This is a genomic window from Methylomonas subterranea, assembly GCF_024505185.1.
Classification (GTDB): Bacteria; Pseudomonadota; Gammaproteobacteria; order Methylococcales; family Methylomonadaceae; genus Methylomonas; species Methylomonas subterranea.
Genome location: NZ_JANIBJ010000020.1, coordinates 1 through 14,829, shown reverse-complemented (window position 1 = coordinate 14,829; position 14,829 = coordinate 1). Strand labels below are relative to the sequence as shown.

General features: G+C 57.7%; 11 protein-coding genes. 10 read left to right on the top strand and 1 reads right to left on the bottom strand.

Annotation, left to right across the window (positions count from 1 at the left end; genetic code table 11):
* The first annotated feature begins 33 nt into the window (after positions 1-33).
* The 10 genes from secD (at position 34) to NP590_RS11665 (ending at position 10,174) form a co-directional block, all read left to right on the top strand.
* Entirely contained in the window at positions 34-1,881 is a 1,848-nt protein-coding gene (secD, locus tag NP590_RS11710; RefSeq protein ID WP_256602578.1) for a protein translocase subunit SecD, read from the top strand.
* 53 nt (positions 1,882-1,934) lie between these two features.
* Positions 1,935-2,366 (top strand): nucleoside-diphosphate kinase, encoded by a 432-nt coding sequence (gene ndk / locus NP590_RS11705; protein ID WP_256602577.1) that lies wholly within the window; start codon positions 1,935-1,937, stop codon positions 2,364-2,366.
* Complete coding sequence (gene rlmN, locus NP590_RS11700) at positions 2,341-3,456, top strand: dual-specificity RNA methyltransferase RlmN (protein WP_256602576.1); 1,116 nt, start codon at positions 2,341-2,343, stop codon at positions 3,454-3,456. Before ndk ends, rlmN begins: the two co-directional genes overlap by 26 nt.
* Positions 3,446-4,216 (top strand): type IV pilus biogenesis/stability protein PilW, encoded by a 771-nt coding sequence (pilW, locus tag NP590_RS11695; RefSeq protein WP_256602575.1) that lies wholly within the window; start codon positions 3,446-3,448, stop codon positions 4,214-4,216. Before rlmN ends, pilW begins: the two co-directional genes overlap by 11 nt.
* Before the next feature lie 11 nt (positions 4,217-4,227).
* Positions 4,228-5,526: a histidine--tRNA ligase gene (hisS, locus tag NP590_RS11690; RefSeq protein ID WP_256602574.1), complete on the top strand. Its 1,299-nt coding sequence runs from the start codon at positions 4,228-4,230 to the stop codon at positions 5,524-5,526.
* 19 nt (positions 5,527-5,545) lie between these two features.
* Positions 5,546-6,208 carry a YfgM family protein gene (locus tag NP590_RS11685; RefSeq protein WP_256602573.1) on the top strand — a complete coding sequence of 221 codons (663 nt, stop codon included), beginning with the start codon at positions 5,546-5,548 and terminating at the stop codon, positions 6,206-6,208.
* A gap of 13 nt (positions 6,209-6,221) precedes the next feature.
* Positions 6,222-7,436 (top strand): outer membrane protein assembly factor BamB, encoded by a 1,215-nt coding sequence (bamB, locus tag NP590_RS11680; protein WP_256602572.1) that lies wholly within the window; start codon positions 6,222-6,224, stop codon positions 7,434-7,436.
* A gap of 5 nt (positions 7,437-7,441) precedes the next feature.
* Entirely contained in the window at positions 7,442-8,833 is a 1,392-nt protein-coding gene (gene der / locus NP590_RS11675; RefSeq protein ID WP_256602571.1) for a ribosome biogenesis GTPase Der, read from the top strand.
* Between the two features lie 19 nt (positions 8,834-8,852).
* Positions 8,853-9,359: a thiol peroxidase gene (gene tpx / locus NP590_RS11670; RefSeq protein ID WP_256602570.1), complete on the top strand. Its 507-nt coding sequence runs from the start codon at positions 8,853-8,855 to the stop codon at positions 9,357-9,359.
* Between the two features lie 89 nt (positions 9,360-9,448).
* Entirely contained in the window at positions 9,449-10,174 is a 726-nt protein-coding gene (locus tag NP590_RS11665) for a hypothetical protein (protein WP_256602569.1), read from the top strand.
* Between the two features lie 419 nt (positions 10,175-10,593).
* Here the strand turns inward: NP590_RS11665 and NP590_RS11660 are convergent.
* The coding region (locus NP590_RS11660; protein ID WP_256602568.1) for a beta strand repeat-containing protein at positions 10,594-14,829 on the bottom strand (4,236 nt) is incomplete at its 5' end.

Sequence of the window (14,829 nt, the reverse complement as noted above, 5' to 3'; positions counted from 1 at the left end):
ACAGCGCAGTTGTCTCTGCTTTAACGGAAACCCATGCAAAATCACTTCCCGCTTTGGAAAAACATTCTGGTACTGACCGTTCTGGTTTTCGCCCTGGTATATGCCCTGCCGAATCTATTCGGCAACGACCCGGCGGTGCAATTGGCTTCCAGCAATTCGACTCCGCTGCAACAGGCGCAAGCCGATGAAGTGGCCGCCGCGCTCAAGGACGCCGGCTTTAGCGCCAAGGCCTTCGACTTCAAGGACGGCAAGATACTGGTTCGTTTCAACAACACCGACGAACAAATGAAGGCCGCCGACCTGCTCGGCAACAAAATGTCCAAGCAAGCCACCGTGGCGCTGAATCTGGCCCCGGCCACTCCCGGCTGGCTGGCCGCCTTGGGCGCGGAACCGATGTATCTGGGTCTGGACTTGCGCGGCGGGGTACATTTTTTGCTGGAAGTGGATATGGATGCCGCGCTGAAACAGGCGGACGAACGCTACAATAACGACATCCGCGGTGCCTTCAGAGACGCCAAGGTGCGTTATCAGTCCGTGTCCAAGGAAGCCAACGGCATCAAGGTGGTGCTGCCCGACGAGGAAAACCGGGTAGCGGCCGCGGCCGTGTTGAACAAGGATTTCCGCAATCTGGACCTGGCCGAAAGCGGCCTCAATGAATTTTTATTGACCTTGCCGGAACGGGAAATCGTCGCCATCAAAAAATCGGCGCTGGATCAAAACATCACTACTCTGCGCAACCGGGTCAACGAACTGGGCGTCGCGGAACCCATCATTCAGCAACAGGGCAGTAACCGCATTGTAGTGCAATTGCCCGGCGTACAGGACACCGCCCGCGCCAAGGAGTTGCTGGGCACCACCGCCACGCTGGAATACCGCCTGGTGGACGTGGAACACGACGTCAAAGCGGCGCTGGAAGGCCGCGTGCCGGTCGGCAGCCGCCTGTATTACGACAAAAACGGTGCGCCGATATTGCTGAAGCGCTCGGTCATCGTCACCGGCGACCAGATTACCGACGCATCTTCAGGCCTGGACCAGGACGGTCAGGCCGCCGTCTTCATCACCCTGGACGGCGTGGGCGCCAAAAAAATGGGCAAACTGACCCAGGAAAATATCGGCAAGCCGATGGCTGTGGTGTTTATCGAGTACAAATCCGAGAGTCGGGTGGTCGACGGCCAAAAAGTACAACACAAGGAAAAAGTCGAAAAAGTCATCAGCGTCGCCACCATCCGCGATTCCTTCAGCAAACGCTTCCAAACCACCGGTCTGGACAGCCCTCAAGAAGCCCGTACCCTGGCCTTGTTGTTACGGGCCGGCGCATTGGCCGCGCCGGTCGAGATCGTCGAGGAACGTACCGTCGGTCCCAGCCTGGGTCAGGAAAACATCGACCAGGGCATGATGTCCATCAACATCGGCTTCCTGCTGGTGGTGGTGTTTATGGTGATCTATTACCGCGCCTTCGGCCTGATTGCCAACTTTGCATTGATTTTCAACGTGGTATTGCTGATAGCCATCCTGTCGCTGCTGCAAGCCACCCTGACCCTGCCCGGCATGGCCGGCATCGTGTTGACCGTCGGCATGGCGGTGGACGCCAACGTCCTGATCAACGAACGCATACGCGAGGAATTGCGCAACGGCAACAGCCCGCAAGCCAGCATTTTTGTCGGCTATGAAAAAGCCTTTCACACCATTCTGGACTCCAACGTCACCACCCTGCTGGTGGCCTTGTTGCTATTTGGCTTCGGTACCGGCCCGGTGAAAGGTTTTGCGGTGGTCTTGTGCCTGGGCATCCTGACCTCGATGTTTACCGCCATTACCGGCACCCGCATGCTGGTGAACTGGCTCTACGGCGACAACCGCCGGATCGAAAAACTGTCGATCTAGGCAAATTCATCATTCAACGACTTTTATCACCCACCTTACCTGGAGTTTAAACAATGGCAATTGAACGTACTTTCTCTATCATCAAGCCGGATGCGGTTGCAAAAAACGTGATTGGAGAAATTGTCAGCCGTTTCGAAAAAAATGGCTTGCGCGTGGTCGCCAGCAAAATGCTGCAACTGAGCCAAGAACAAGCCGAAGGCTTTTATGCCGAACATAAGGAACGCGGTTTCTTCAAGGATCTGGTCAGCTTCATGACTTCCGGCCCGGTCGTGGTGCAAGTGCTGGAAGGCGAAAATGCGGTCCTGAAAAATCGCGAACTGATGGGCGCCACCAATCCCAAGGAAGCCGCGCCCGGCACCATTCGCGCCGACTTCGCGGTCAGCATCGACGAAAACGCCGTACACGGTTCCGATGCACCGGAATCCGCCGCGCGCGAAATCGCTTACTTCTTCTCCGCCGATGAACTCTGCGACCGCATCCGCTAAACCGGCGACTATCAATCTGCTGGATTTCGACAGAAAAGACCTGCAGGCCTTTTTTGTCGGTCTGGGGGAAAAGCCGTTTCGCGCCACCCAGTTGCTGAAATGGATTTATCAGGAAGGCGTGGTCGATTTCGACGACATGACCAACCTGAGCAAGTCCCTACGCACCTATCTCAAGGAAAACTGCTGTATCCGCACCCCGGAAATCGTCGCCGAACAACTGGCGTCGGACGGCACTTGCAAGTGGGCCATGCAGACCCATTGCGGCAACAAGGTGGAAACCGTCTACATCCCCGAGGAACGCCGGGCCACGCTGTGCATTTCCTCGCAAGTCGGTTGCGCCTTGGCCTGCAGCTTTTGTTCCACCGCTCAGCAAGGCTTCAACCGCAACTTGAGCACGGCGGAAGTCATCGGCCAGCTGTATCTGGCCCAGCAACGCCTGGGCAGCGAACGCCGCATCACCAACGTGGTGATGATGGGCATGGGCGAGCCGCTGTTAAATTTCGATAACGTGGTCGCGGCGATGAATCTGATGATGGACGATTTTGCCTACGGCCTATCCAAGCGCCGCGTCACCATCAGCACTTCCGGCGTGGTGCCGGCCATGAATCGTTTGAACGAAGTCTGCGATGTCAGCATGGCGGTTTCCCTGCACGCGCCCAACGACGAATTGCGCAACCAACTGGTCCCCATCAACATCAAGTACCCGTTGGCGGAGTTGATGGACGCCTGCCGCGCTTACGCCCAAAACGGCCCGCGCAAACACATCACATTTGAATATGTGATGCTGGACGGCATTAACGACAGTCCGGAAGATGCCAGAACCCTGGTAAAACTGCTGAAAAGCGTGCCGTCAAAGGTAAATTTGATCCCGTTCAATCCGTTCCCGCAATCGCCATACCGCTGCTCGGCAACGGCAAGCATACTGAGATTTCGCGACATCTTGCATAACGCCGGCATCGTCACCACCATCCGCAAAACCCGCGGCGAAGATATCGACGCCGCCTGCGGACAACTGGTCGGTCAGGTTCAGGACAAAAGCCGCCGGCATCTGAAACTGCAAGCCGCAAGGACCACGCCCCATGCCATTTAGCCTCGGCTCGCGAGTCGCGGGCATCGCGGCTGCCAGCATTGTTATCGGTGCCTGCGGCCTGCTGCCCAACTTCGGCGGCGACGGCATGAGCGACCGGGAAAAAGCCAACCTGAACTTGCAAATGGGCGTGCGTTATATGGAATTGAACATGCTGGACGTGGCCAGGGAAAAACTGGATATTGCATACGATCTGGACTCCGGCAACGCGGAAATACTTAACGCGCTGGCGGTATTTTACGAACGCATCAAGGACGACGAACGCGCCGAGGATTATTACCAAACGGCGAAAGGCAAGGATCCCGACAATTACAGCATCAAAAACAATTACGGGCGTTTTTTATGCGAGCGCGGCAAGTACGAAAAAGGCATGGCCATGCTGCGGGAAGCGCTGGATTCGGCCATGAATCAAAGACCCTGGCAGACCTTGAGCAATCTCGGCGTCTGTCTGGTGCAACAGAACGATACGGCCAATGGCGAAGAGTATCTACGTCGCGCGCTGCAAGCCAACCCGGAATATCCGCCCGCGCTGCAGGAGATGCTGAAAATCAGCTATAACAATCAACAATATATGTCAGCGCGGGCTTTTTTGGAACGTTATCTGGCGATTGCCAAACACTCGCCGGAAACCCTCTGGTACGGTTTTCAAACCGAACGGGCCCTGGGCAACCAGCAGGCGGCGGAAAACTACAAGGAACAATTAATCGTCACATTTCCAACCTCGCCCGAGGCTGTAAAAGTTAAAACCGCGATCAGCAAATAATCCGGACACACATGGCAAAACAACCACAGGCCATTCAGGCCATCCGCGGAATGCACGACATTCTGCCCGAACAATCCCCTTACTGGCAGTGGCTGGAACAAAACGCCAGACAAACCTTGGCCGCATACGGATATCAGGAAATCCGCCTGCCCATCGTGGAAAAAACCGAACTGTTCAAGCGCTCGATAGGTGAAGTGACCGATATCGTCGAAAAGGAAATGTACACCTTCGACGACAGAAACGGCGATTCGTTGACCCTGCGCCCCGAAGGCACCGCCGGCTGCCTGCGCGCCTGCCTGGAGCACGGCCTGCTGCATAACCAGAGCCACCGTTTGTGGTACTACGGGCCGATGTTTCGCCACGAGCGCCCGCAGAAAGGCCGTTACCGGCAGTTTTATCAACTCGGCGTGGAAACCTACGGCATGCCCGGCCCGGATATCGATGCGGAAATGATATTGCTGACCGACCGTTTGTGGAAAAAACTCGGCATCCGCGACAAAGTCGAACTGCAGCTTAATTCGCTGGGCACCAGCGAGGAACGCGCCGCCTATCGCGGCGTGCTGGTCGAATATTTCAAGCGGCACATCGATGTGCTGGACGAGGACAGCCTGCGCCGGCTGGAAACCAATCCGCTGCGCATCCTGGACAGCAAAAACCCGGACATGCAATTGATGTTGCGGGATGCCCCGGTATTGCTGGATCATTTGGGCGAAGACAGTCTGTTACATTTCAACAGCCTGAAAGGCATGCTGGACGATTTGGGCATTGCCTACAGCCTGAATACCCGTCTGGTGCGCGGTCTGGATTATTACGGCAAAACGGTATTCGAATGGGTCACCGACGAACTCGGCGCCCAGGGCACCATTTGCGCCGGCGGCCGTTACGACGGGCTGATCGAACAGCTGGGCGGCAAGGCCAACCACGCCATCGGCTTTGCCATGGGCATGGAACGCATCCTGGCGCTGGTCGAACAATTGGAAACCGTTTCCATCGAAGCGGGCGTGGACGTCTACCTGATCCGGGTCGGCGAGGCGGCCGAAAAGGCCGGTCTGTTGCTGAGCGAGCAACTGCGGGATCAAATCGACGGTTTGAAATTACAAGTCAATTGCGGCGGCGGCAGTTTCAAAAGCCAATTTAAAAAAGCCGACAAGTCCGGCGCGGCATTTGCGATTATCATAGGCGACGACGAGGCCCGGCGCGGCGAAGCGGCGTTAAAATCACTGCGGGTGGAACAGGCACAAACCACCTTGAATCATGCCGAGTTGCTGGAAACATTGAAAGCCTGGCACCGCAACAAACCCATTGCATAACCATTAACCGGAAAACACCGTGGCTATTTACGATACCGAAGAAGAACAAGTCGAACAGTTAAAAAAATGGTGGGAAGCCAATAACACTTCCCTGATTGCCGGGGTCTTCACCGCCATTTTGCTGGTAACCGGCTGGAATTTCTGGCAAAACCATCAATTGGAGCAACGCAGCGAGGCCTCGCGGCTGTATCAAAACCTGCTGGCGGCCGCCGCCAAAAACGAATCGGCCTCGGTGGAAAAACTGGCCGATCAATTGGCCGTCGAGCACGGCTCGCAGGCCTACGCGCACTTTGCCGGCTTGGCGAAAGCCAAAACCAAAGTCGATGCCGGCGATCTGGAAGCAGCCAAGGCCATTTTGCAACAACAAGTACGGAACGACAGCGACGAGGCCTTGCAGCACGTGGCCCGGCTGCGTTTGATACAACTGCTGCTGGCGAGCGGCCAGTACGAGGAAGGCTTGAAACTGATCGCGGCGGTCGACCCGGCCAAAGCCGAAGGTTTTGCCGCCAGCTACGATGAACTGGAGGGCGACCTGTATGTGGCCCTGGATAGGCTGGACGAAGCTCGCACCGCCTATCAAAACGCCGTCAGGACCGGTCAGGCCACCGCATTTACCCAATTCAAACTGGACGACATTGCCGCGCCCGCCTTCAACCCGGCCGCTGCGAATTTGCCGCAATAACGCGCTTGAACCCATGTTGACTCCCCTGCCCCTGCCGTTCCGCGCTGCCCCGCTATTGTTTGCCGGCCTGCTTTTGCTTTCCGGATGCGCCGGGCTGGACGCAGGCCGCGAGATGCTTTCCGGCCTGTCCGACAGTATTTTCGGCGAAGACGACAGCGCCGACCCGCCGGCGGCCTTGCAGGAATATCAAGCCGAGGTGCAAATCGATGTACTCTGGAAGGAGTCCGTGGGCGATGGCGCCGACAAGCAATATCTGAAACTGATTCCCAGCGTGCAGTCCGACCGGATTTATGCCGCCGACCGCAAGGGCAGCTTGCAGGCCAGAAACCTGGCGAACGGTGATCTGGTGTGGGGAACTAATACCGATTTTGCCTTTTCCGCCGGCCCCGGCCTGGGCAGACGCGTGGTGGTCATGGGCTGTACATCCGGCGAAGTGATAGCGTTCGATATCGGCACCGGCGAGCAATTATGGCTGACCAATGTGCCCAGCGAAGTACAGGCCGTGCCCGTGATAGCCAAGGATGTCGTGATAGTGCGCACCACGGACGGCAAGGTGATCGGCCTCAGGGAAGCGGACGGCGCGCAGCTATGGGTTTCCGAATCCAGCGTGCCCGCCTTGAGCATACGCGGCGCCGGTGCTCCCATCGTGATAGACAATGCCGCCATCGTCGGTTCGGCCAACGGCAAGATGCAGGCCTTGCAACTCAACGACGGCAAAAGTCTTTGGGAGGCCACCATCGCCATGCCTACCGGCCGCTCGGAAGTCGAACGTCTGGTGGATTTGGACGTCGATCCGCTGCATAACCGCGGCGCCATCTTCGTGTCCAGTTTCAACGGCGGCACCAGTTCGGTATCGGAGGTGGACGGCGACATCATCTGGCGCAATCCCGAGATTTCTTCCTACACGGGCATCAGCGCCGATTACCGCTACCTTTACATCAGCGACACCAAAAGCGAGGTGTCGCAACTGGACCAACGCAACGGCGCCTCGTTGTGGAAACAAAAAGATTTGCACAACCGCCAATTGACCGCGGCCGTGGTCTACGACAATTATGTCGTGGTCGGCGACTTCGAGGGCTGGGTGCACTGGCTGTCCGTCAGCGACGGCAGGCAGCTCGGCCGCATCCAGGTTGCAAATTCGCCGATCGAAGCCAAACCGGTCATCGTCGACGGAACTGTATACATTTACGCAAAAAATGGCACCCTCGCGGCCCTAAGAGCGAGATAAACACTATGCTTCCAGTCATCGCCTTGGTTGGCCGACCCAATGTCGGCAAATCCACCCTTTTCAATTATTTGACCCGCAGCCGCGAGGCGCTGGTGGCCGACTATCCCGGCCTGACCCGGGATCGGCAATACGGCCGCGTCAAGCGCGGCGAACGCGACTGTCTGGTGGTCGATACCGGCGGTATCACCGACGATCAGGCCGGTATCGACGTCTTCGCCAAAAAACAGGTGGAAATTGCGCTGCGGGAAGCCGACGTGGTGTTCTTCATGGTCGACGCCCGCGACGGCATCAATGCCTCGGACGAAGCCATCGCCGACATGCTGCGCAAATTGGGCAAGCCTGTGGTGTTGGTGGTGAACAAAATCGACGGCATCGACAGCAATACCGTCACCCACGATTTTTACAGTCTGGCACTGGGCGAGCCGGTGCCGATTGCCGCCTCGCACGGCCGCAATGTGCATGAGTTATTGGGCCGCATCGACGAGCTGATCCCGGCGCAGGAAGACGAGTTTGAAGAACAGGACCCCGGCATCGCCATCGCCGTGGTCGGCCGGCCCAATGTCGGCAAATCCACCCTGGTCAACCGCCTGCTGGGCGAAGAACGGGTGGTGGTGTTCGATGAAGCCGGCACCACCCGCGACAGTATTTATATTCCCTTCGAACGTAACGGGCAAAAATTTACCTTGATCGATACCGCCGGCATGCGCCGGCGGGCCAAGGTGTCGCTGACCGTGGAAAAATTCAGCATCATCAAATCGCTGCAGGCCATCGAAAAGGCCCATGTGGTGATTTATCTGATCGACGCCCGCGAAGGTGTCACCGATCAGGACGCGCATATTCTGGGGCTGGTACTGGAAGCCGGCCGGGCCTTGATTATCGGCCTGAACAAATGGGACGGCCTGGACGCCGAACACCGGGCTTTCGTCAAAAAGCAGATCGAAATCAAATTACCCTTCCTGGATTTCGCCGAAAAGCACCCGATTTCCGCGCTGCACGGCAGCGGGGTCGGCAAGCTGTTCGACGTGGTACACAGCCTGTACGATGCAGCGATGATAGACATGTCAACGCCGGTGTTGACGCGGATTCTCAACGATGCCGTCGCCGCGCACCAACCGCCCCTGGTCGGCGGCCGCCGCATCAAGCTGAAATACGCCCACCAGGGCGGCCGCAATCCGCCGGTGGTGGTGATACACGGCGTGCAGACCGACTCGCTGCCCGGTGCCTACAAACGGTTTTTGATGAACTATTACCGGGAACAATTGCAATTAAAAGGCACCCCGGTACGCTTGGTATTCAAGTCGCCGGAGAACCCGTTTCAGGGACAGAGAAATACCTTGAGCGACAGGCAGATGAAGAAACGCAAACGCCTGATCGATTTCACCAAGCGCAAAAAATAATTTATCCGGGAGCGTAAGCATGGCCACCATCACCTTTCAAGGCAAACCCATCAACACTATAGGCGAACTGCCCGCGGTCGGCGGCCAAGCGCCCGACTTCAAGCTCACCAACCGCAAAATGCAGGACGTGGGTTTGGCCGAATTTGCCGGCAAGCGCAAGGTGATGAATATCGTGCCCAGTCTGGATACCCCGACCTGTGCCACCTCGACCCGCAAATTCAACGAAAAGGCTTCTCATCTGGATAACACGGTAGTACTGGCGATTTCCGCCGACCTGCCCTTCGCCCAGGCCCGCTTTTGCGAAATCGAAGGCATCAAACACGTCATCGCCTTGTCCTCGTTCCGCTCCACATTCGCCCACGATTATGGCGTGGAATTGCTGGACAGCATTCTGGCCGGACTGACCGCCCGGGCCATCGTAATCATCGATGAAAACGACCGGGTCATTTACACCCAACTGGTCGGGGAAATCGCCGACGAACCCGATTACGCCGGCGCGCTGGCGGTACTCGCCCATAAGGATTGAGCCGAACAATTCCGCGTCCACAACCATCGATCTAACTACGTAGCGATATGCACGGCCACACCAGCCATTGCCGAGGCTGCGGATGCGCATTGTCTACGCTGCAACGCATTCGCGGCCTGTGCGACAACCCGGAGTGCCGCCGCAAGGATGTCGGCTTCCAACAAGAGCGCCGGCGCGGGACGACAATGGAACTCATCCGCCATCGCCTGCCTGCCTCGTGGCCGGCAAACGCCGCCGTGGCCGTTCTACCTCGCAATTCCCGTCAATTGGTTCCAATAGACGTCACGCGCGTCGAGGCCTTGCGGCAACATCTGGAACGGATAGTAATCGAAGCCGAAGCATTGCCGGACGCAGAATGCGAGAGCAAGGAAACCTCGGCCACAACTCATGGCGTGGAGCCCCAACAGGCGGAGATGCCGGCACTGGCCGCGGCTTGCGGACTGTGCGCCGGCCATTGCTGCGCGACGGGCGGCGATTCGGCCTGGCTTGAACCCACCACCATCCGCCGGCTGCAAAGGCAACTTCCGCCATTGGCCGCTCCCCGCATCATAGGGCATTATCTCGACTATGTGCCCGAAACCGGCTACCAAGACAGCTGCATTTATCACGCCGAAAATGGCTGCCGACTGCCTCGCCAGCTGCGCTCTAACGTTTGCAATCAATACCTTTGCAAGGGTTTGGCCGAAATCGTGCAAGGCCTGGAGGGCAGCGCGGAACCGTGCGTGACCGCCACGGTAATCGGCGTGTCGCCGGTCAGCGTGGCATTGATCGATGCCCTGGGCGTTTTGGATATAATCGAATCCACGGGCGGCTGAAGGCCTTAGGATTCCGCCCAAAATAACTTCCGCATTCTATTCCCGCCGTAGGCTGTCGTAAAAGCCAATCAGTCCCTTCTCCTTTATGCCCCGTGGGTGCGGCGGGAGAGGGGACTTCTTATGACAACCTCCACCGGGGGGGGTTAGGCTGAGGGATATATACAGCGAAGTTATTAGGAACGGAATCCTTAATGATTAACAGGCTAATAGATTGATTTTTTTCGCTTTTACTCTAATAAGAGCTCTTTTTAGGTTTACGCGCGTTCTTTGTGGTTAAGCCCTATGCTCAGGCTTAAGCGGCGCAAGCCCTAAATAAACCTTGACAAACTCAAACACCAATAAGCTTGGGACAAAAAAAAACGGGGCCAGTCGATAAATGGACTGGCCCCGTAAACCGGGTTTATAACCCTCTGAGAAGTCTAACCGACAACGAAAACATCCCCACCAGCCTGCAAGGTCAGTTCTGTCACTCCGGTCAAGGTGATCGATTCCACTGCGTCATGCACATCGTTGTAAAACGTCAGCACGCCGTCGTTAAAGCCCCATTCGCCCACGGTATCCACGTCGACCGCCGCTTGAGAGCCACCGGTCAAGGCGCTGATCAGATTCGAGCCGTCGATATTGATGCTGTCACCTCCCGCCAAGCCGTTGATGGTAGTGCCTCCATTTTGCTCGGCCGCCAGGATGAAGGTTTCCGTCGCAGTTCCAGCGGTAATGACATGATCGCCCGAACCGCCCAGAATGACGCTGGTCACGCCGGAATTGTCCAGATTGATGGTCACGGCATCCGCACCGGCACCCAGTATCAGCTTGCCGCTACCGTTCGCCGCGTCTATCTCGCCTAACTGGCCGGCACTGGCATTGTCGGTGACGGTCGTGTCTATGCCGTCAAAAACATATCCACCGGTATTGTTTACAAGACTTAGAGCCGTATCGACGACACCCGTATAGTTTACATCGGCGCCGCCATTGGCCGCATCGATTGCGGTCAATTGGGCGATGGTCGCCGTTCCTATCACGGTGGTATCGATACCGATACGCAGATAACCGCCGGTATTGGTTGCCAGATTAGCCGCGGTATCCGCGATGGCCGAATAGGTCAGCTCGCCGGTACCGTTCGCGCCGTCGATAGTCGTCAACTGGGCTATCGTCGCGGCATCGGTCACGGTTGCGGCTATTCCATTAATCAGGTAACCACCAGCATTGGACGCCAGATTCGTAGCGCTATCGGTGATGGCCGAGTAGGTTAACGTGCCGCTACCGTTCAGCCCATCGATGGTCGCCAACTGAGCCATGGTTGCCGCACCGCTCACGCTGACGTTGACGCCATTGACGATGTAGCCGCCGACATTTGCCGCCAGATTGGCCGCGGTGTCATTTACAGCGGTGGCACTCACGGTGCCGACATTGGCTCTGGCGTCCAGCGTTCTCAATTGCAACAGCGTCGCGGAATCGCTTACCGTCACCTGTCCTCCCGCTTTCACATACCCTCCCGCATTGGCGGTCAAATTGGCCAGCGTATCGTTCACTCCGGCATAGGTAAAGGCTGCGCCGCCGTTGGCCTTATCGATGGCGTTTAACTGGGCGATACTCGCCGCATTGGTTACCGTTACGGCCTTACCCGCCAAACGCGACAGATTGGCAGCCAAATTAGCCTGAGTATCAATCAGCCCGCCGTAAGTCAGCGTGCCGTTACCATTAGCCGCATCGATAGCATCCAACTGGCCAATGGTCGCCGCCGTGGTCACCGTGACGTTCTTGCCGGCAAACACATAACCGCCGGCGTTGGTGGCAAGATTGGCCGCCGTGTCGGTTATTGCGCTGTAAGCCAACTTGCCGCCGCCGTTGTTAGCGTCTATCGTGGCCAGCTGCGCAATGGTCGCCGCATTAGTCACGGTAATATTTTTACCAGGCACAACGTAAGACGAACCAGCGAGGTTAGCGGCTGTATCGGTAAGCGCGGTATAAGTCAGTTTATTATTGCCATTCATGCTGTCGATCGCAAATATCTGGGCAACGGTCGGCGCCGTCGCCCCCATGCCATCGGTCACAACCACGTCTGCAATCCCGGTACCCGCAGCACCTCCCTGCACATACTTGATAGCATTCGCCGTCTTCACGCCTGTCTTGCTAGCAAGGTTTGCAGCAGTATCCTGCACCGTGTCATAGATCACATTGCCCTTTGCATCAGCGGCAAGCAATTGCGCCAGCGTGGCACCATCGGAGAAAGTCATCTCTAAACCCGCAGCGGGCTTGGTGATGCCAACCGCCGCGGCAACCGCCGCAATATCCGCCGAAGAACCGGTAATCGCCGTCACCAGTCTGGCATCGACTGCCACCGTGGTGGCTGCGTCGATTTTAAGCAGATCCGCTGCCGCCGCGCTTCCAGCCGCCACTTTGACTCTATAAGCATTCCCGGTTCCCGTCAGCGTCGCCAGATTGGCTGCGCTATCATCGGCAAGCGTCGCGGTAATCACGCCGGTGGTTTTGGCGTCGAGAGCGTTTAACGCGCTCAAATCGCTAACCGTATCGGTCACTGTAATCTTGTAGGCATTGCCGGTTCCGGTCAACGCCGCCAAATTAGCGAGCGTGTCGCTGATCGTGGCCGTGATGACGCCCGAAGTTTTGTCCTGCAGATCATTCAACTGAGCCACCGTTGCGGTGCCCGTTACCGTCAGGTTATACGCGTTGACGTCATCGTCGCTTAAACCGCTAATCAAGGCGGAGGCGCTACCCGCCGCCACCGTTGCCGTTACCACGCCGTCCGTGCCGTCTATGATGGCCAAGTCGGCCAGCGATGCTATTCCGGACACGGTGACATCGTAATCCGTCCCTAAATCAAGGCCGCTGGAGGCAATGGCCTTCTTGATGTCCGCCGCCGTGCCGATGATGGCGGTGATGGCGTTAGCATCTACAAGCGCAGTAGTCTTGGCGTCGATGGCATTGAGATGGGCCGCTGCCGCCGAACCGGCGGCCAGCGTCACCGACACATCAACCGCCTTGCTGATCGTTGTTACATTCATTACAGCGAAGACCTCCGCCGCCGAACCGGTCAGTTCGGTCACCGCTCTGGCGTCGACCACCGCCGTGGTATTGGCATCAATGAGGCTCAAGTCGCTGGCGGCAGCCGAACCGGCGTCCACGACGACCTTCACGGCGGCGGCAGTATCGATGGTCGTGGCGCTGATGACGGTGGCGATATCGGCGGCCGTACCGGTAAGCGCGGTGATCGCGTTGGCCTTGACCGCAATCGTGGTTACCGTATCGATAGCCATCAGATCAGCCGCCGCCGCTGAACCAGTCACAGTCACGGTATAGGCGTTGCCCGTACCGGTCAAACCGGCCAAATCGGCCGCCGTACCGCTGATTGCAGCCGTGACCATGCCGTCGCCATTGTTGCTGTCGACATAATTCAACTGAGCAACCGTTGGCGTGCCGGTCACCGTCACGTCAGGATTCAGCGCCAATAAATCATCCACACCAACTTGAGTCGTCGTTCCCGCCGTAAAGAAGTTGCCCACGGAATCGGTAAGCCCGCCCGCCAGCGTTAGCTCGGTGCCACCGCTGAACGCTGTAGCGATGGCGCCTGCTTGAGCCACTGTCGCCGAATCTTCGACGTTGACGGAAACCGCCATGGCCAGTGCCGCGGCATTGCCGGGGAGCAAAAGGTTGGCCACGACGTCGGTGATGATGCTGGGCAGACCCGAGGCGGTGGCTTCCGCCGCGCTGACCGGGGTGGCTAGCGTCACTGTGCCATCCCCATTAGCGGCATCGATGGCAGCCAGTTGTTCCTGCGTGGCGCCGGCCAGAATCACATTAGGCTGCTGAGCCAGCAGCGCTTCGACTCCAGCCGCGAACGTAAGCCCCTCGGTAAAGAAGTTGCTCGCGGTATCGCCGATACCCAATGTCAGCGTCAACGTGCCGTTACCATTCATTGCGTCAAACGCCAAGGCCTGTTGCAGCGTTACCGCATTGGACACCGTGCTATTGAAATTGGCCGGCGCCAGAATACCCGCATCATCGATAGCAGTCATGAGCGATTCGAACTGTGCCGCCGTACCGGTAATGCCCGTGACAGCAGTCGCGTCAACCGCAACAGTCGTCTTGGCATCCAGGGAGAGTAACTGGCTGGCGGTTACGGCTTGCGCTGAAAGCGTCATGCTGTATTCATTACCGGTCCCGGTCAGGGTCAACAAGGTCTCAACGTCGCCTTCGCTGACGTCCGCGAATATGAAACCGGTCGTAATCGCGGCCAGCGCATTCAACTCCGCTACCGACGCTCCGCCGTTGACAACAGGATTTGCCGTTGCGGCGATGACCTTGCTGGACGGCGTGATCAAAGCGGCGGTCAATTCTTCTATCGTGCCGCTGATATCGACCGCATTCGACACGGTCACCGTGCCGCTGGTTGCCGAGCCGATAGCGCTCAGATCGGTAGCATCAAGGTCGCTGCCCTCGGCATCGGAGATCGTGACCGTGGCCGTGGCCGCAGTGACTTTAGTGTCTGCCGTGACCAACGCCGCGGTGACTTCGGCTAAGCTGCCGCTAATCGCAACCGCGTTGGATACCGTAACTGTCCCGGTCGTTGCACCGCCAATGGCGCTGAGGGTGGTGGCATCAATGGAGGTCGCAGCCGGGTCGCTGATGGTGGCATC

Excerpts from the sequence above, each read along its gene's own strand:
- pilW (WP_256602575.1), top strand. The coding sequence starts at position 3,446 with ATGCCATTTAGCCTCGGCTCGCGAGTCGCGGGCATCGCGGCTGCCAGC.
- secD (WP_256602578.1), top strand. The coding sequence starts at position 34 with ATGCAAAATCACTTCCCGCTTTGGAAAAACATTCTGGTACTGACCGTT.
- hisS (WP_256602574.1), top strand. The coding sequence starts at position 4,228 with ATGGCAAAACAACCACAGGCCATTCAGGCCATCCGCGGAATGCACGAC.
- tpx (WP_256602570.1), top strand. The coding sequence starts at position 8,853 with ATGGCCACCATCACCTTTCAAGGCAAACCCATCAACACTATAGGCGAA.
- bamB (WP_256602572.1), top strand. The coding sequence starts at position 6,222 with ATGTTGACTCCCCTGCCCCTGCCGTTCCGCGCTGCCCCGCTATTGTTT.
- der (WP_256602571.1), top strand. The coding sequence starts at position 7,442 with ATGCTTCCAGTCATCGCCTTGGTTGGCCGACCCAATGTCGGCAAATCC.
- rlmN (WP_256602576.1), top strand. The coding sequence starts at position 2,341 with ATGAACTCTGCGACCGCATCCGCTAAACCGGCGACTATCAATCTGCTG.
- ndk (WP_256602577.1), top strand. The coding sequence starts at position 1,935 with ATGGCAATTGAACGTACTTTCTCTATCATCAAGCCGGATGCGGTTGCA.